The organism is Micromonospora globbae (assembly GCF_003610785.1).
GTDB lineage: Bacteria > Actinomycetota > Actinomycetes > Mycobacteriales > Micromonosporaceae > Micromonospora > Micromonospora globbae.
On the sequence record NZ_RAQQ01000012.1, the window covers coordinates 33618 to 51024 of the forward strand.

The 17407-nt window shown below is 74.7% G+C and carries 15 protein-coding genes and 1 riboswitch; of the genes, 7 read left to right on the plus strand and 8 right to left on the minus strand.

Translation table 11 applies throughout. From position 1 onward, the window contains the following. Nucleotides 1–37: 37 nt before the first annotated feature. Genes D7I43_RS17505 through D7I43_RS17525 form a run of 5 tightly spaced genes read right to left on the minus strand, consistent with a single transcriptional unit; the run spans nt 38 to nt 5254 of the window. Nucleotides 38–820: a GTP-binding protein gene (locus tag D7I43_RS17505; protein ID WP_192902179.1), complete on the minus strand. Its 783-nt coding sequence runs from the start codon at nt 818–820 to the stop codon at nt 38–40. Continuing rightward, the gene (locus tag D7I43_RS17510; RefSeq protein ID WP_120329599.1) at nt 798–1238 is read right to left on the minus strand and encodes a DUF742 domain-containing protein; all 441 of its coding nucleotides are present in this window, start codon (nt 1236–1238) and stop codon (nt 798–800) included. The genes D7I43_RS17505 and D7I43_RS17510 overlap by 23 nt, the downstream gene beginning before the upstream one ends. Then, nucleotides 1235–1711 (minus strand): roadblock/LC7 domain-containing protein, encoded by a 477-nt coding sequence (locus D7I43_RS17515; RefSeq protein ID WP_192902180.1) that lies wholly within the window; start codon nt 1709–1711, stop codon nt 1235–1237. The genes D7I43_RS17510 and D7I43_RS17515 overlap by 4 nt, the downstream gene beginning before the upstream one ends. Next, a complete protein-coding gene (locus D7I43_RS17520) occupies nt 1708–4167 on the minus strand; it encodes a sensor histidine kinase (RefSeq protein WP_120329600.1) in 2460 nt (819 codons plus the stop codon). Before D7I43_RS17520 ends, D7I43_RS17515 begins: the two co-directional genes overlap by 4 nt. Then, complete coding sequence (locus D7I43_RS17525; RefSeq protein ID WP_120329601.1) at nt 4154–5254, minus strand: hypothetical protein; 1101 nt, start codon at nt 5252–5254, stop codon at nt 4154–4156. The genes D7I43_RS17520 and D7I43_RS17525 overlap by 14 nt, the downstream gene beginning before the upstream one ends. 428 nt (nt 5255–5682) lie before the next feature. Here D7I43_RS17525 and D7I43_RS17530 point away from each other — a divergent pair, with 428 nt between their 5' ends. Next, nucleotides 5683–8541 (plus strand): alpha/beta fold hydrolase, encoded by a 2859-nt coding sequence (locus tag D7I43_RS17530; RefSeq protein WP_120329602.1) that lies wholly within the window; start codon nt 5683–5685, stop codon nt 8539–8541. Next, nucleotides 8541–9404, plus strand: a complete 864-nt coding sequence (locus tag D7I43_RS17535; RefSeq protein ID WP_120329603.1) for an ABC transporter permease — start codon at nt 8541–8543, stop codon at nt 9402–9404. Before D7I43_RS17530 ends, D7I43_RS17535 begins: the two co-directional genes overlap by 1 nt. Nucleotides 9405–9416: 12 nt before the next feature. On the opposite strand, the gene D7I43_RS17540 is transcribed toward D7I43_RS17535, so the two are convergent. Further along, on the minus strand, nt 9417–10079 hold the full coding sequence (locus D7I43_RS17540) for a DUF4232 domain-containing protein (protein WP_240033016.1): 663 nt from the start codon (nt 10077–10079) through the stop codon (nt 9417–9419). 237 nt (nt 10080–10316) lie between these two features. Beyond that, on the minus strand, nt 10317–10631 hold the full coding sequence (locus tag D7I43_RS17545; protein WP_120329605.1) for an ArsR/SmtB family transcription factor: 315 nt from the start codon (nt 10629–10631) through the stop codon (nt 10317–10319). A 95-nt stretch (nt 10632–10726) separates the two neighbouring features. On the opposite strand from D7I43_RS17545, the gene D7I43_RS17550 reads away from it, so the two are divergent. From D7I43_RS17550 to paaN, 4 genes are all read left to right on the plus strand, one after another. After that, nucleotides 10727–11698, plus strand: a complete 972-nt coding sequence (locus tag D7I43_RS17550) for a DMT family transporter (protein WP_120329606.1) — start codon at nt 10727–10729, stop codon at nt 11696–11698. Between the two features lie 163 nt (nt 11699–11861). Continuing rightward, a riboswitch (SAM riboswitch) is annotated at nt 11862–11996 on the plus strand. Between the two features lie 10 nt (nt 11997–12006). After that, a complete protein-coding gene (gene thrC, locus D7I43_RS17555; protein ID WP_120329607.1) occupies nt 12007–13293 on the plus strand; it encodes a threonine synthase in 1287 nt (428 codons plus the stop codon). A gap of 263 nt (nt 13294–13556) precedes the next feature. Then, nucleotides 13557–14576 carry a GNAT family N-acetyltransferase gene (locus D7I43_RS17560; RefSeq protein ID WP_120329608.1) on the plus strand — a complete coding sequence of 340 codons (1020 nt, stop codon included), beginning with the start codon at nt 13557–13559 and terminating at the stop codon, nt 14574–14576. Between the two features lie 52 nt (nt 14577–14628). Then, on the plus strand, nt 14629–16302 hold the full coding sequence (paaN, locus tag D7I43_RS17565; protein ID WP_192902181.1) for a phenylacetic acid degradation protein PaaN: 1674 nt from the start codon (nt 14629–14631) through the stop codon (nt 16300–16302). A gap of 93 nt (nt 16303–16395) precedes the next feature. Here the strand turns inward: paaN and D7I43_RS17570 are convergent, their stop codons facing one another. Beyond that, entirely contained in the window at nt 16396–16926 is a 531-nt protein-coding gene (locus D7I43_RS17570; RefSeq protein WP_120329610.1) for a GNAT family N-acetyltransferase, read from the minus strand. 223 nt (nt 16927–17149) lie between these two features. Between D7I43_RS17570 and D7I43_RS17575 the strand changes: the two genes are divergently transcribed. Then, nucleotides 17150–17353 carry a cold-shock protein gene (locus D7I43_RS17575; RefSeq protein ID WP_013288855.1) on the plus strand — a complete coding sequence of 68 codons (204 nt, stop codon included), beginning with the start codon at nt 17150–17152 and terminating at the stop codon, nt 17351–17353. The last annotated feature ends 54 nt before the right edge of the window (nt 17354–17407 follow it).

A 17407-nucleotide genomic window follows, 5' to 3' on the forward strand; every position in this document is an offset into this window, starting at 1 on the left:
CACCCCTTCGAGGAAACGGGTTCCACCGCCCGGGAGTTCAGGCCCCCCTGTCCCGGGTGGCACGTTGCAGTGCGCGGTCCAGGACGACCAGCAGGGTGTCCCGCACCGACAACCGGTCCCGCGCGTCGAACCGCACCAGCGGCACGTGCTCGCCGATCGCCAACGCCCAGCGGATCGCGTCGAGGTCCAGTGCCAGCCGCCCGTCGAAGGCGTTGACGCCGACCACGAAGGGCAGCCCGGCCTGCTCGAAGTAGTCGACGACCGGGTAGCAGTCGTCCAGCCGCGAGCTGTCCACCACGACGAGCGCGCCGAGCGCGCCGCGGGCCAGGTCGTCCCACATGAAGCCGAACCGGGCCTGGCCCGGCGTGCCGAAGAGGTAGAGCTTGAGGCTGCGGTCGATGGTGACGCAGCCGAAGTCCATGGCCACGGTGGTCGTGGTCTTGGCCGACCGCGCGCCCGGGTCGTCGATGCCGATCCCGGCGCTCGTCATCTCCGCCTCGGTGGTGAGGGGAGCGATCTCGGAGATGGCGCCGACCGTGGTCGTCTTGCCCACGCCGAAGCCGCCGGCGATGAGGATCTTGACGGGTACGGGTGGCGCCGCGCGTCGGCCGGGGTGCGCCTCCGGCCTCGGCCCCGCCACGGGCGCCGGCGGGGCGGGCGGGTGTGCCGGCGGGTACGCCGGCTCGGCCGGATGCGGCGGTTGCGCCCGCCCGACCGCGGGGGCGGGTCCGGAGGGTGTGCCGTAGCGGGCGGCGGCGCTGTTCGCGGCGAGCCCGCCGAGCGGGGCCGCCGGCCAGTCAGGAGATCGCACGGAGTCCATCAATCACTCGCAGGATGAGTTCGGGGTCGGAGGCGCCGTCCCCGGGACCGAGGTGCACCTCGAGGTGACCGGCCGCGCGCAGGTCGCCGACCAGCACGCGGGTCACGCCGAAGTGCAGCCGCGTCCGGGCCGAGATCTCGGCCACGGAGATCGGCTCCGCGCAGAGCGCGATGATCGCCTGGAGTTCCGGTGGCAGCAGGGCGACCTCGTCGTCGGACGCCCCCGGCTCGGCGGTCACCTGGGTCTCCAGGCCGATGGCCGGGTCGGCGGAGGCCACCCGTCCGGCGGTGAGCACGAACGGGCGTGGGCCCTCGGGACCGGGATCCGGCGCGGACGCCGCCGCGCCCGCGACGGGCGCACGCAGGCGGATCCGCACCCGCTGCTCCGGGTCGCCCTCGCCGCCGGCGTCGGGTGTCATTGCTGGGCGGCGTTCTTCAACTCGGCGATGAGGCGGGGGGTGAGCGCGCCACCGGCCCGGCCGGCGAACAGCGTCATCTCGTACGCGACGGTGCCCAGGTTGGCCGACCGGTCGGCGACCACCCCGAGCACCGAGCCGCTGCTGATCGCACTGATCAGCAGGTAGCCGTCGGCCATGTCGACGATGACCCGGTTCAGCCCGCCGAGGGCGTACCAGCTCGCCGCGCCGCCGGCCAGGCTCGTCATGCCGGAGACCACGGCGGCGAGGCGCTCGGCGTTGGACCGGTCCCGGATGGCCGACATGGCCATCAGCAGCCCGTCCGACGAGACGGCGATCGCCTCAAGCACACCCGCCGTGCCGGAGGTGAACGAGTCGAGCAGCCAGTTGAACGTACGGGCCTCGGGGCTGAGGTCGCCGGCCGGCGCGGGTCCGCCGGGGTGCTCGACGTTGTCGTGCAGGAAGGAACTGGTCACCGTGATGATCCCTCTTCGTCGCGACGGGCTGGACTGACTTCACGCAGGGCGCGGGCGACGCCCGCCTCGAACTCCGCCACGAGGTCACGAACCTCGGCCGGGTCCCCCGGGTGCGAGCTGATCGGTTGCCGGGCGGGCGCGGGCCCGAGGCTGGCCCCCGGCACACGCCGGTTCAGCCGGGGCGGCGCGCCGGGCTCGACCGGTGGCGTGGGCGGACGCCGGCTCAGTTCGGCCCGGCGTACGCCCGACTCCACCGCCTCCACCAGGGCGCGGGCGGCCGCCGGGTCGTCGGCGGGGCCGGGCACCGGGGCGCCCGGCGGGCCGGTCGGCGGCAGGTTGGCCCCCGGCACCCGCTGCCGGACCACCGGCGGGTCCGCCCGCCGGCGCACCGGCCGCCGGGGCAGCCCGCCCGGCGTGGTCCCGGCGGGCGGTACCGCCACGGGCCCGGCCGCCGGTCCCGCCGACGTCGTGGTCACGGGCGGCGCTCCCGCCGGTGTCGCGGTCGCGGGCGGCGGCGGCGCCACTCCGGGCGGCGTGCGGCCGGCGGGGGAGCGCCGGTCGCGGGCCGGGACCGCCGCCCGGGCCACCGCCGCGCCGGCCCGTTCGGTACGCCTCAGCACGAGCGCCTCGTGCGGGACGTCGAGCCGGGCCGTCACCCCGCCCCCGTCGGTGGGCGCGAGGCGCACCGTCCAGCCGTGCCGACGGGCCAGCCGCCCCACCACGAACAGGCCGAGCACCTCGGTGGGGGCCAGGTCCAGCCGTTCCCGCCGGGTCAGCCGGGCGTTCTCCTCGGCCAGCCGTTCCCGGGTCATCCCGATGCCGTGGTCGGTCACGGTGAGCCGGGCGCCGCCGTCGGTGCGTTCGGCGCTCACCACCACCCGCGTGTGCGGCGGGGAGAAGGTGGTGGCGTTCTCCATGAGTTCGGCGAGCGCCAGCACGAGGTCGCCCACCGTGGCGGGCGACGCCGCGATCTCGGCCGGCACCCGCACGTCCACCCGGGTGTAGTCCTCGATCTCACCGAGCGCGAGCCGGACCACGTCGGCGAGTGGCACCGGTGCCACGTACGCGTCCGTTCCCGGCGAGCCGGAGAGCACCACGAGGCTTCCCGCGTTGCGGCGCAGCCGGCTGGAGACGTGGTCGAGCCGGTACAGGTCGGCCAGCCGCTCGGGGTCGGTCTCCCGCTGTTCCAGCCGGTCGATGAGCGCGATCTGCCGCCCGACGAGGTTCTGCGTACGCCGGCCGACGTGCCCGAACATCTGCGCCACGTTGCGCCGGCCGGCCACCTGCCGTTCGACCAGCCGGGCGGCGGTGGCCTGCACCCGCTCGAACGCGCGGGCCAGGTCGCCGATCTCGTCCCGGGCCCGGACGTCCACCGGGTCGAGGCGTACCGGCGCGGCGCTCTCCGCCTCGTCGTCGGCGACCCGCACCAGCTCGGCCTCGGCGACCCGCGCCACCCGGTCGGCCGAGCGGGTGAGCCGGGTCAGCGGGCGGGCCACGGCCCGGGCCACGGCCGCGCCGAGCAGCAGCGCCGCCCCGAGCACCAGTACGGCCACCCCGGCGACCAGGTACGCGCCGGTCAGCGCCCGCCGCTGCTCCCGGGTCACCTCGGCGAGCACGTCGGCCACGACCTTCTTCTCGATGAACTGGCCGAGGGTGACCATCGACCGGGCCGACGGGAAGAGCGCGTCCAGTGGCACGTTGCGGACCGAGCCGGCCGGGTCGACGACGCTGGTGGTGAGGAAGTCGGCGCTGGTGCGGGCGGCGACCGCCGCGTCGTTCAGCTCGGTGAGCTTGCGCTGCTCCGGCGTGATGAGGCTGCGGAACCGGAGGCTCTCGGCGCGCAGCGCGGCCATGCAGGCGACGAACCTGTTGTTGACGGCCGGGTCGTCCGTCGCCTTGACGAGCACGATCAGCGTGGCGCAGGTGCCCAGTCCCTCGTCCGCGCGCAGCAGGGAGTCCAGCGCGAGCACCTGCTGGCCCGCGGCGGTGTCGGTGTCCACGTCGAACGCGAGCCGCAGCGAGTCGATGAGCGCCAGGTCGACCGGGCCGTACGCGTCCAGCACCTGGCCGGGGCTGGCGGTGCCGGCGAGCACGGCAGCACGCAGGTCGGTGAGCGCGCGTACGCCGTCGAGCGCGTCGGAGACCAGGGGCGGCAGCCCGGTATCGGTGCGCAGGTCGGCCACCCGGTCGTCCACGGTGGCCGTCCTGCGGACCAGCTCGGCGCGTTCCACCCGACCGAGGAGCAGGCCGATCGACAGGATGCGTTCCTGTTGCAGGTCCTGCACCAGGGTGCCGATCCGGCTGGCGAGCCGGACCTGGTCGGCGGTCTCGGCGGCCCGCTGTGCGACCGCCACCCGGTCGAGGACCACGGGCACCGTGAGGCCGACCATGCTGATGAGCGGGACGACCACGAGCAGGGCGAGCTTGCCGCGGATCCGCAGCCTACCGAGCAGCATCGGCGGGCCCCCAGCGCGCGGCCTCCGGGTCGCCGCCCCGGCCGGCGGGCTGCAACGGGCGCGGCTCCGACGCGACCGGCCACGCCCCGTTCTCCGGCGCCGCCGGCTCCGGCCGGACCGCGCGGGCCCGCCGCCGTCCGGCGGCGACGAGGACACCGCCGAGCGTGAGCAGCAGCAGTACGCCGAGCGCGCCGCCGGCCGCCGTGAGCCGGCGGTCCCGCTCCAGCCGGTCGACCCGGGCGGCCAGCAGCGCGTCGAGTTCGGCCAGGATGACGGGCTGGAGCTGCTCGGCGGCGGCGTGGGCGTTCAGGCGGGCGCCGGCGAGCGGCCCGGGGTCGGCCACGCCCGTCCGGCTGGGCGCGGAGGCGGCGGCGAGCGCCTCGACGGCCCGCTGGTAGGTGTCCAGCGGGGTCAGCACGGTGCCGCCGAGGTCGGTGCTCTCCGAGTTGTCGACGGCGGCGCGCAGGTCGTCGACGAGGGCGCCGGCCGGGGTGAGCGCGGCGACCCGGAGGGCCGCGAGGTCGGCGACGGTGCGGGGCCGCTCGGCGGAGGGGCGTCCGGCGGCGAGCGTGGCCAGGTCGGTGAGCCGCCCGGCGGCGACCATCGCCTCGGGCAGTTGCCGCCCGGCCGCGTCCTGGAGGTAGAACGAGTCCGACTCCGGGTCGCGGACCAGCCCCGAACTCTCCCGGACCTTGCGGTGCAGGTCCAGCAGAAGGTCGGTGACCTCGGCGTACGCGGTGAAGGTGGCCTCGGGGTCGGTGGGGGCGCGTCCGCCCAGCGCCTCCAGCTTCGCCCGCACCCCGGCCCAGCGCTCCTGGCTGCGCAGGTCGCGGCCGATCCGCGCGTCGACGGCGGCGGCCTCCGCCACGGCGTCCGTGAGCGCCGCGCCGGAGGCCGGGCGGCCGGCGACGGCGGCGGACTGGGCCTGGACGAGCGCGTCGGTGACCGGGGCGAGGGCGCGGAGGTACTCCACCCCGAGCCGTTCCCGCTCGGCGAGGCTCCGGTCGTCGTCGGTGAGCCGCCACGCCTGCTGGAACAGCACGCCCAGCGGCGCCAGCAGCGCCACGACGAGCAGCAGGGGCAGCACGCGGCCGGCGGGCCGTGGACGGACCCGGGACGCGGGGACGGTCTTGGTGCGTCTCCTCCGGCGGAGGTGAGGACGGGGGTGGTGTCGGGGTTCCGGGGTGACCGTCGTTGGTCCCGTACACCGGACCGGCAACGTAACCGAAGCGCGGGTCGGTGATCCCGCCGTCGCTCGGTCAGCTTTGCGTCACTTCGGGTGGTGTCACCGTTCGTCCGCCCGGCCGGCACGGTGCGTGGGCGGCTGGCGCGTGACATGCAGCGATGAAGGCCGATTTCCAGCGGTAGATCGGAATTCACGGAATCCGAACTCGGCTCGCCGAGACGTCCCCGGCAGTGGGCGGCCGCACCTCTCGTGGCGACGATCGGACCGGCCGGACGGACGTACGGCGGATCTCAGCCAACGCTCAGGAGTCGGCCCGTACCGTGTGCCGCATGAGATCGCTTCCGTCGATCCGGCGTGCCCTGCCCACCGGCCGCCGGGCGGTCGCCGCCGCGGTCGTCGCCGTGCTCGTGGCCGCCGCCGTGGTCTGGGCGGTGCTGCCACGCGGCCCGCAGGTGCGTACGGAGGCGGCGATGCTGACCGTCCGCTCCGGACCGGACGGGCAGCAGCCGATCGACCTGGACACCACGCTCTACCTGCCGGAGGACGCCTCGGCCGGTCACAGGGTCCCCGCCGTGCTGCTGGCGCACGGCTTCGGCGGCACCAAGGATTCGGTGCGCGACGACGCCGAGGAGTTCGCCGGTCGCGGGTACGCCGTGCTCACCTGGACGGCGCGGGGCTTCGGCCGCAGCGGCGGCGAGATCCACCTCGACCACCCCGACTACGAGGTGCGCGACGCGCAGCGGCTGCTGGACTGGCTCGCCGCGCGCCCGGAGGTCCGCACCGACGCCGCGGGCGACCCGAGGGTCGGCGTGGTCGGCGGCTCGTACGGCGGTGGGCTCGCCCTGCTGCTCGCCGCCCAGGACCGGCGGGTGGACGCCATCGTCCCGATGATCACCTGGAACGACCTGGCCCGCAGCTTCCTGCCGGAGAGCACGGGCGGTCCCACCACGGCCGGCGTGTTCAAGAAGGGCTGGGCCGGCCTCTTCTTCGGCGGCGGTGGCTCGGTCGGCTCCGGGCCGGCCGGGCTGTCCGGCACCACGGCCGCGCAGCCGCAGGGAGCACCGGCGTCGGCCGGTCCGCCGAGTCCCGGTCCCGGCGCCGGCCCGGGCACCGGACCCGGCCACGCGCCGGGCGCCGCCGCCGACCCGTCCTGCGGTCGCTTCGCGGCCGACGTGTGCGCCGCGTACCTCCGGATCGCGACCACGGGCCGCGCCGACCAGGCGGCGGTGGACCTGCTGCGCCGGTCCAGCCCGGCCGGCGTGCTCGACCGGATCACCGCGCCCACCCTGCTCGTGCAGGGCGAGGCGGACAGCCTGTTCCCGCTCGGCGAGGCGGACGCCAACGCGCGGGGCATCGCGGCCAACGGCACGCCCGTGCGCGTCGCCTGGTTCACCGGCGGCCACGACGGCGACACGGGACCACGGACCGACTCCGACCGGGTGCGGTTCCTCACCGCCCAGTGGCTGGACCACTACGTCAAGGGCGAGGGCGAGGCCCCGGGCGACGACTTCACCTGGTCGCGGATCGCCGGCTTCGACGCCATGGACCGCGGGCTCGTCGCCACCGGCTACCGGACGGCCGACTACCCGGGGCTCGGGGGCACGCGCCGCACCGAGGTGACCGTGGCGGGCCCGGAGCAGGCGATCGCCAACCCGCCGAACGGCAACCCGGCGGCCGTCTCGTCGGTGCCCTTCGCCGGTGGCCTCTCCGGCCTGCTCGACGGCGTGGCGGGGGACGTGCCCGGCCAGCACGCCCGCTTCGAGTCGGCGCCGCTCAGCGAGGCGGTGGACGTGGTCGGCGCCCCCACGGTGTCGCTGCGGGCCGCGTCGCCCACCGGCGAGGCCGTGCTGTTCGTGAAGCTCTACGACGTCGACCCGAACGGCGCCGCCACCCTCCCGAACGGGCTCATCGCCCCGGTGCGGCTCACCGGGCTGCCGGAGCGGACCGCCGACGCCCGCCCGGTCACCGTCACCCTGCCGGCGATCGTCCACCGGTTCGAGGCCGGGCACCGGCTCCGGGTGGTGGTGGCCACCTCGGACCAGGCGTACACCACGCCGCCCGAACCGGCCGTCTACACGGTCGCGGCGGGCGACGCTCCGGTCGCCCTGCCGGACGTGGCCGGCGAGCCGATCCCCACGGCGGCGGCCGTCTGGCGCTGGGTGCTGCTGGGCCTGCTCGCGGCCATCGCCGTCGGGCTCGTCGTGGTCGTGGCCGTGGTGCGCCGCCGGCACCGCCGTCACGACAGCTCCGTGCATCCGGAGTACGCGGACATCCCGCTCGCCGTGCGCCGTCTGCGCAAGGAGTACGCCGACGGGTTCGTGGCGGTCTCCGACGTGGACTTCGAGGTGCACCCCGGGCAGGTGGTCGGCCTCCTCGGGCCGAACGGCGCCGGGAAGACGACCACCCTGCGGGTGCTCATGGGGCTCACCCAGCCCACCGCCGGGGAGATCTACGTGTTCGGGCACCGCCTGGTGCCCGGCTCCCCGGTGCTCTCCCGCATCGGCGCGCTGGTCGAGGGGCCGGGCTTCCTGCCGCACCTGAGCGGCCTGGAGAACCTGCGGGCGTACTGGCGCGCCACCGGGCGGCCGGCGGCGGACGCCCACTTCGACGAGGCGTTGGAGATCGCCGGCCTCGGCGACTCGGTGCACCGGAAGATCAAGACGTACAGCCACGGCATGCGGCAGCGCCTCGCCATCGCGCAGGCCATGCTGGGCCTGCCCCAGCTGCTGGTGCTCGACGAGCCGACCGACGGGCTCGATCCGCCGCAGATCGCCGAGATGCGCCGGGTGCTCCAGCGCTACGCCACCGACGGCCGGGCCGTGCTGGTCTCCAGCCACCTGCTCGCCGAGGTGGAGCAGACCTGCACCCACGCCGTGGTGGTCAACAAGGGCCGGATCGTGGCGTCCGGGCCGGTCGCGGAGATCGTCGGCGAGTCGCCGAGCGTCCTGTTCGAGGTGAGCGACCTGGCGGCGGCGCGGGCCGTGCTGGACGGGCTCGACGGCGTGCGGGTGCTGCCCGAGAGCGACGGGCAGCTCGTGGTGGACACCAACGGCACGGCCCGCAGCGAGGTGGTGGCCGAGCTGGTCCGTGCCGGCATCGGCGTGGACCGGGTGGTGCCGCGGCGCCGCCTGGAGGACGCGTTCCTCGCCCTGGTGGGCGAGAGTTCGCGGGGAAGTGGGGACCGCTGATGAGCAATTCCACCGTGGGCGCCGCCCCCGGCTACCGGCCGTCGGCCACGCTCCCGTTCGCGGCCGAGTTCCGGCGCCAGGCGGCCCGCCGGCGTACGCAGCTGGCGCTCGGGTTCATGGTGCTGCTGCCGCTGATCATCCTGATCGCGTTCCAGTTCGACGCCGGGGACGACGACAACGGCGGTGGCGAGTTCGCCAGCCTGATCTCGTTCGCCACCTCGGGTGGGCTGAACTTCACGCTGTTCACCATCTTCGTGTCCGCGTCGTTCCTGCTCGTCGTGGTGGTGGCGCTGTTCTTCGGCGACACGGTGGCGAGCGAGGCGAGCTGGGGGAGCCTGCGGTACCTGCTCGCCGTGCCGGTGCCCCGGGCCCGGCTGCTCACCGTGAAGCTGCTCGTCGCGCTCGCGTACTCGGCGTCGGCTCTGCTGCTGCTCGCCGGCACGGCCCTGCTCGCTGGCACGTTGCGCTACGGCTGGTCACCGCTGCGCAGCGCCGTCGCCGCCGAACTGCCACCGGGGGAGGGGCTGCTGCGGCTGCTGGCCGTGCTCGGCTACCTGGCGGTCGTCCTGCTGGTGGTGGCGGGCCTGGCGTTCCTGCTGTCGGTGAGCACCGACGCGGCGCTCGGCGCGGTCGGCGGCGCGGTGCTGCTCTGGATCCTCTCCAGCATCCTGGACCAGATCACCGCGCTCGGCGGGCTGCGCGCCTTCCTGCCCACCCACTTCAGCACCGCGTGGCTGGGTCTGCTCTCCACCCCGGTGCAGACCGACGACGTGGTGCGCGGGGCGATCTCCTCGATCAGCTACGCGACGCTGTTCTGGGCGCTCGCGTACTGGCGCTTCACCCGCAAGGACGTCACGTCGTAGCGGGCCGCGCCGTCACACCCGGCCGTCGGGCGTGACGGCCACCGACGGCGCGCCGCTCGGCCGCGACGGCGCGGGCGGTTGCGCGGGCGTCGCCGGCTCCGCGCGCGTCCAGGCGCTGACGCCGATCCGCCCCGTGTTGCCCAGGTCGATGGGCCCGTCCGGGTCGACGGCCTGGGCGGGCCGGCCGTCGGCCGGCGCCACGTCCAGGTACGCGCCGTTCGTCGGCGCCCCGGTCGAGTCGGTGAACGTGTTGCGCCAGAGGACGGCGGCCGTGGCGCGATCGCCGGGGCGGAGCGTGAGCGGGCGGGGCGGCGCGTCGAAGCCGGAGGTGATCCCCTTCGCACCGTCGACGACCGTGAGGGTGATCGGCTGGCGCTGCTCGTCGCGTACGACGAGCACGGGATAGCCGTTCAGCTCGTAGGGCTCGGTGCCGCAGTTCACCAGCTCGAGGCCGAGCGCCCGCAGGCCCATGGCGGCGTCCGATCCGGTCGAGCGGATGAGCACGCCCGACTCGGGGCAGGTCGCGGGCCCGGCCGGGGTGGCCGTGGGCGTGACCGTCGGCACGGGGGCGGGTGTGGTCGGCTCGGCCCCGGCGGTGCAGGCGGCCAGGGGAAGCGCCACGACGAGCGGCAGGCCGCTGAGCAGGAGTCGCAGCCGCGCCGGTCGGGGTGTCACGGGTGCATCCTCCCACCGGCGAGGCGTGTCCGGCCCCGCCGGGTCGCGCCGCGCACCCCGGGCCGGCCCGCGCCGCGCAGCCCGCGCCGCGCCGCGCATCCCGGGTCGGGCCGCGCAATTTCCTGGATGTAGTGGCCTCGACGAGCCGCGGAGACCACTACATCCACGAAGTTGCGTGATCTCGGTGGTTGCGTGGTCCCGGCGGCGCTCGACGAGGTCACCGCCCGCCGGGATCGGCTAGGACGTGACCGCCGGGGCGGCGCGGCTGAGGACGGCGTCGAGCAGCCCGGGGTAGAGGCGGTCGATCTCCTCGCGGCGTAGCCGGACGTAGCGGCTGGTGCCCGCGACACGGGTGCGGGTCAGCCCGGCCTCGCGCAGCACCCTGAGGTGGTGGCTGCGGGTGGCCTTGGAGACGCCGAACTCGAAGGTGCCGCAGGCGTACTCACCGCCCTCGGCGAGTGTCCGCACGATCTGGAGCCGCACGTCGTCGGCCAGGGCGGCGAGCACGACGGTCACCGGCACCTCGCGCAGCTCGGGTTCGTGGATCTCCATGTGACCAGTGTAACCCTTGTTCGACAATACTCGAACAAGGGCATAGTGTCGGTCGGCGTTGGTTCGACGTTACTCGAACATCGGGAGTTCCACTGATGCGTTCCCGCGCTGCCGCCTTCCCCCTGCTCGCCGTGCTGAGCTGGGGAGTCATGTTCCCGGTCCTCGCCAGCGCGCTGGCCCGGGTCGATCCGCTCAACCTGACCACCACCCGGTACGTGCTGGCCACGGCCGTCCTGATCGCGCTCCTGCTGCTCCGGGAGGGGCTGCCGAGCCTGCGCCCGGGGGGTCGGGCGGTCGAGATCGTGGTCCTCGGCGTGGTCGGCTTCGCCGGCTTCAACCTGCTCACCAACCTGGCTCTGGAGCACGCCACGCCGCAGCAGACCGCCCTCTTCGTGGCCACCACGCCGCTGGTGACCCAACTCGTCCGCTGGGCGCGTGACGGCGTACGCCCGCGGCCGGCCCTGCTGGCCCTCTCCCTGGTGGCGCTCGTCGGCGTCGGCCTGGTGATCACCCGCGGCAGCCTGGCCGGGCTCGACCGGTTCGGCGTCGGCGGGCTCATGATGATCGCGGCGGTGCTCGGCTGGGCGATCTACACCCACGGCGGGAGCCGGTTCGTCGGGTGGTCGCCGCTGCGGTACACGACGCTGACCGCCACGGCTGGCACGCTCGCCATGCTCGCCGCGAGCGCCGGCGCCGACCTCGCCGGGGTGCAGCACCTGCCGGCCGCCGCCGACCTCGTGGCGGTCGCGCCGCAGCTGGCGTACGCCGTGATCGTGGCCGCGGTGATCGCGGTGCTCGCCTGGAACACCGGGGTGCGGCGGCTCGGCTCGGCCAACGCGGCGCTGTTCATGAACCTCGTCCCGGTGACCACGTTCGCCGTGCAGATCGCCCGCGGCTACCGGCCCACCGCGATCGAGCTGGTCGGCGCGGCGGTGACCATCGCCGCCCTCGTGGCGGCCAACCTCGTCACCCGGGCCCGGATGGTCTCGCGGCGCTCGGAGCCGGAGACGACCGCCGTCGCCGACCCGGTGGCGGTCGTCGACCCCGTCGCCGTCGTGGCCCGCTAGGGCCCACGCGCCCCGGACCCGAGGGGCGGCGTCGTGGTGGCCTCCGGCGGAAGGAGGTCACCACGGTGTCGCAACCCCCGCCGGTCCGATCGGCCGCTCACACCGTGGGAACCCGGGGAGGACGGGCCGGGGCGGGCGAATAGACTCGGCGGCACAACTGAACACCTCATCCAGAGGGGCTGAGGGATACGGCCCGATGACGCCCCGGCAACCACTCCGCACGCTCACCGACGAGCGACGGCGGGGCAGGTGCCAATTCCGTCCCCGCCGCAGGGTGCGATGCGGGGAAAGATGAGAGGACTCTCGACATGACGTCGACCGTCGCCGCGTCCGGCATCGACACCACCGCCAGCCCCGCCCGCGCCCTCGTCTGCCGCGCCTGTCAGGCCCGCTACCCGCTCGCCGCGCAGCACGCCTGCTACGAGTGCTTCGGCCCGCTGGAGGTCGACTACGACAGCGCGGCGCTGGCCCGCGTGACCCGGGAGCAGATCGAGGCCGGGCCGGCCAACCTCTGGCGGTACGCGGCGCTGCTGCCCGCCGGCCAGGACCCGGCCACCCGGGTCACGCTGGATCCCGGCCTCACCCCGCTGGTGGCCGCCCCGCACCTGGCCGCCGAGCTGGGCATCACCGCGCCGCTGTGGGTGAAGGACGACAGCGCCAACCCCACCCACTCGTTCAAGGACCGGGTCGTCTCGGTGGCCCTCACGGCCGCCCGGGCGCTCGGCTTCACCCGCTTCGCCTGCGCCTCCACGGGCAACCTCGCCAACTCGGTCGCCGCGCACGCCGCCCGGGTGGGCGCGCCGTCGGTCGTCTTCATCCCCGGCGACCTGGAGCAGGGCAAGGTGGTCACCACCGCCGTCTACGGCGGCGACCTGGTGGCCATCGACGGCTCGTACGACGACGTGAACCGGCTCTGCGGCGAGCTGGTGGAGACCGACGAGTTCGAGGACACCGCGTTCGTCAACGTCAACGTCCGCCCGTACTACGCCGAGGGCTCCAAGACGCTCGGCTACGAGGTGGCCGAGCAGCTCGGCTGGCGCATCCCCGCGCAGGTGGTGATCCCGATGGCCTCCGGCGAGCTGCTCACGAAGATCGACAAGGCGTTCGCCGAGCTGGTGGAGATCGGGCTCGTCGAGGCGCCGGCCGGCGGCTGGCGGGTGTTCGGCGCGCAGTCGGCGGGATGCAACCCGATCGCGACGGCCCTGCACGCCGGCAGCGACGAGATCGTCCCGGTCAAGCCGACCGGCATCGCCAAGTCGCTGAACATCGGCGACCCGGCCGCCGGCCTGTACGCCCTGGAGGCCGTCCGCCGCTCGGGTGGCTGGATGGACTACGCCGACGACGACGAGATCCGTGCCGGCATCCGCCTGCTGGCCCGGACGACCGGCGTCTTCGCGGAGACGGCCGGTGGGGTCACGGTCGCGGTGCTGCGCAAGCTGGTCGAGGCCGGCAAGCTCGACCCGGCCGCGGAGACCGTCGTCTTCAACACCGGTGAGGGGCTGAAGACCATCGACGCGGTCGCCGGGCAGGTCGGTCCCACTCACCGGATCCGCCCGTCGCTGCGTGCCGCCCGCGACGCCGGCCTCCTCGGCTGAGCGGATCGCCCGGGCGGGGGATCGGACGGATTCGCCGGGTAGCCGGCTTTTCGCTCTCCGTGCGGAAAACCCGCCGCTAAGGACTTGACGGCAGGAACCGGACGGCGCAAGATGCTCCGTGCGGGAGGGCGTATCGCCGAAGACTTTGAGTTCTTGCGACCCAACGCCGGAGGCGTTGTGCGATCGTCCCTCCCGACCAACGTCCGATCGGGCCAGCGGTTTAATCGCTGGCCCGATCGTTTGTGTCCGGGCACCCTCACCGCATGGGCATCACGATCGCGCCGTTCGACGCCGCCGACCCGGCCGCGATCGACGAGGCGTACCGGATCGGGGCGGCGGCCTACGCGGCCGACGTGCCGGACTACCCGCCGTTCTGCCGGCGGCGCTTCGACGGGCTCCTGCACCACCCGACGCCGGGCGCCGACACGCTGTGGGCGCTCGCCCGCCTCGACGGCGTACCCGCCGGCTACCTGGCGCTGGAGCTGCCGCAGCTCGACAACACCGAGAACGCCACGGCGGACCTCGTCGTCCACCCGGCCCACCGGCGCCGCGGGGTGGGCCGGGCGCTGCACGAGCACTGCCGCCGCCTGCTCCGCGAGCGGGGCCGCAAGCGGGTCATCGGTATGGCGTTGTCGGCGCTGCCCGGGGGTCCGGAGCGGCCGGAGGCGGGTGGGGCGTTCGCCGCCGCGATGGGCGCACAACCCGCGCTCGCCGGGGTCCGCCGCCGCCTCGACCCCACCGCCGTCGACCAGGGCGCGCTCGACGCGCTGCTGGCCGACGCCCGCGCGAACGCCGCCGGGTACCGCACGGTCCGCTGGCACGGTGCCATCCCCGAGGAGTACGTGGCCGACATCGCCTACCTCGACGGCCGGCTGTCGACCGACGCGCCCATGGGTGACCTGGAGTGGGAGGCCGAGCGGGTCGACGCCGAGCGGATCCGGGGCGTCGAGCGGGCGCTCGCCGCGCGGGGCCGGCGGCAGTACCACGTGGCGGCCCGGCACGAGGCGTCCGGACGGGTGGTGGCGTGGACCCTGCTCGACGTCGGCGCCTCCGCCGACTGGCACGCGTTCCAGCAGATCACCATCGTCGACCCGGCGCACCGCGGCCACCGGCTGGGCCTGCTCGTCAAGATCGAGAATCTGCGCCACCTGCTCGCCCACGAGCCGGCGATCCGCGCCATCGACACGTTCAACGCCGCGTCGAACACGCACATGATCGCGATCAACGAGCGGCTCGGCTTCCGGCCGGTGGACGGCTGGACGGACTGGCAGCTCACGATCTGAGTTGTGACACGGGCCTACTGATTTTGGTGCTTCCTGTTGCATGATGGCGGGCATGACGGAGACCCCGCACCCCCTCTACGACCGGCACGTCGACACCCTCACCCGCGCGCTGACCGCGATCTCCGAGCGCGGGTACTGGTCCGCCTACCCCGAGTCACCCAGCCCCCGGGTGTACGGCGAGACCGCCGCCGCCGAGGGCAAGGCCGCCTTCGAGGCGTACCTGAACGGCGACTTCCCCCTCGACCAGCCGGGCGCCGGCGACCGGGTCGCGACCGAGACGAGCCCGTTCGGCGTGGAGCTGGGCGTGCGCTACCCCCACGCCGGGGCCGACGAGCTGGTGGCCGCCGCCAGCGCGGCGCTGCCCGCCTGGCGCGACGCCGGCCCGCAGGCCCGGGTCGGGGTCTGCCTGGAGATCCTCGACCGGCTGCACAAGCACATCTTCGAACTGGCCAACGCGGTGCAGTTCACCAGCGGCCAGGCCTTCGTGATGGCCTTCCAGGCCGGCGGCGCGCACGCGCTGGACCGCGCGCTGGAGTCGCTCGCCTACGCGTACGCCGAGATGACCCGGCACCCGGGGACGGCCGGCTGGGAGAAGGCCGCCGGCAAGGGCGACCCGCTGCGGATGACCAAGACCTTCCACGTGGTGCCGCGCGGTGTCGCCCTCGTCATCGGCTGCAACACGTTCCCGACCTGGAACTCCTACCCGGGCCTCTTCGCGTCGCTGGCCACCGGTAACCCGGTGATCGTCAAGCCGCACCCGCGCGCCGTGCTGCCCCTGGCCGTCACCGTCCGGTACGCCCGGGAGGTGCTCGCCGAGGCCGGCTTCGACCCGAACCTCGTGCTGCTCGCCGCCGAGGCGCCGGGGGAGAAGCTCGCCTCCACACTGGCCCTGCACCCGGCCGTCAAGATCGTGGACTTCACGGGCTCGACCGAGTACGGCGACTGGCTGGAGGCGAACGCCCGGCAGGCGTCCGTCTACACCGAGAAGGCGGGCCTGAACACGGTGGTGATCGACTCCACCGACGACTTCGCGGGCATGTGCCGCAACCTCGGCTTCACGCTGACGCTCTACAGCGGCCAGATGTGCACCACCTCGCAGAACATCCTGATCCCGGCCGGCGGCATCGAGACCGACCAGGGCCACAAGAGCTTCGACGAGGTGGCCGAGGGCATCGCCACGGCGATCGCCAAGCTGACGGCCGACCCCGCCCGCGGGGTGGAGTTCACCGGGGCGATCGTGAACGACGGCGTGCTGGAGCGGCTCGACGAGGTCACCAAGGTCGGCGAGCCGGTGCTGGAGTCGCGTACGGTCGCGCACCCGTCCTTCCCCGGCGCCGTCGTCCGCACCCCGACCGTGGTCAAGGTCTCGGCGGACGACACCGCCACCTACGGCCGGGAGTGGTTCGGGCCGATCTCGTTCGTCATCCCCACCGACTCCACGGCGCACAGCCTGGAGATCATGCGCCGGACGGTGGGTGAGAAGGGCGCGCTGACCGCGAGCGTCTACTCGACCGACGAGGCCGTCCTCGACGCCGCCGAGAACGTGGCCGTCGAGGTCGGGGTGCACCTGTCCTGCAACCTGACCGGCGGGGTGTTCGTGAACCAGTCGGCCGCGTTCTCCGACTTCCACGGCAGCGGCGCCAACGCGGCGGCGAACGCGGCGCTCACCGACGGCGCGTACGTCGCCAACCGGTTCCGCATCGTCCAGTCCCGTCGCCACGCCTGACGTGCGGGAAGGGGCCCCTCCGCCGCGCATCCGTGGCGGACGGGCCCCTTCGTGACGGACGGCTGGGCGGGCTCGGACGGGCCTGCCGGGCGTTCAGGCGGGGCGCCGCATCTGCAGCTCGGTCAGGACCGGGACGGTGGGGTGCGGCACCCGCACGCCCGTGTCGACGAAGCCCAGCCGCTGGTACGCGCGGTAGGCCCGGTCGTTGCCGACCACGACCTCCATCATCAGCTCGGGCCGCCCGCAGGCCCGCGACCAGGCGGCCACGGCGTCCACCAGGTCGGCGAGCACCCCACTGCCCCGCCAGGCCGGCGTGACGTAGACGGCGTAGACGACCGTGAGACCCGGCTCGGACGGGCTGACCGTCCCGCCCGCGTGCCCCACGAACCGGCCGCCGGGGTCGGCGACGAACTGCGCGATCGCCGCGCCGGCGGAGGTGGCCGCGGTCCGGGCGGCGTACTCGGCGTGGGGCCGGGCCGCCGCGTCGGCGATGGTCTCCAGGAAGGCGAGCGGCGCGTCGGCGAGCATCTCCAGCCGCAGCGCCCGCATCCGGGCCGCGTCCTCCGGCCGCACCCGGCGGACCTCGGGGCGGCTCGGTTCCGGGCTGCCCGGGGCGCTCGTCATGCCCGCATGCCTACCACAGCGACGACCGACGATTCGCACTCGCCGTTCATCGGCGGGATATGCCCGATTTGTGGTCGTGCGCCGCCGTCACACCTCGTGTAGCGTGCGATTTCGGTCACCGGTTCAGCGGCCGTCGCCGATCGCGGAAACGGTGGTTTCCGAGCGCTCGGCCGTGCCCGGGCGCCCGGGGTAGGAAACGCCGCGCAGAGTGAGGAAGTGCACCGTGGCACAGGGCACCGTGAAGTGGTTCAACGCCGAGAAGGGCTACGGCTTCATCGCCGTCGACGGCGGGCAGGACGTCTTCGTCCACTTCTCCGCGATCGAGATGGACGGCTACAAGGCGCTGGACGACGGCCAGCGGGTCGAGTTCGAGATCGCCCAGGGGCAGAAGGGCCCCCAGGCGGAGCGGGTGCGCGTCATCGCCTGAGCGGTTCCGTCCGCGTACGGTCACCGGCACCGACCGGCCGGGCGCGCCGAGCAC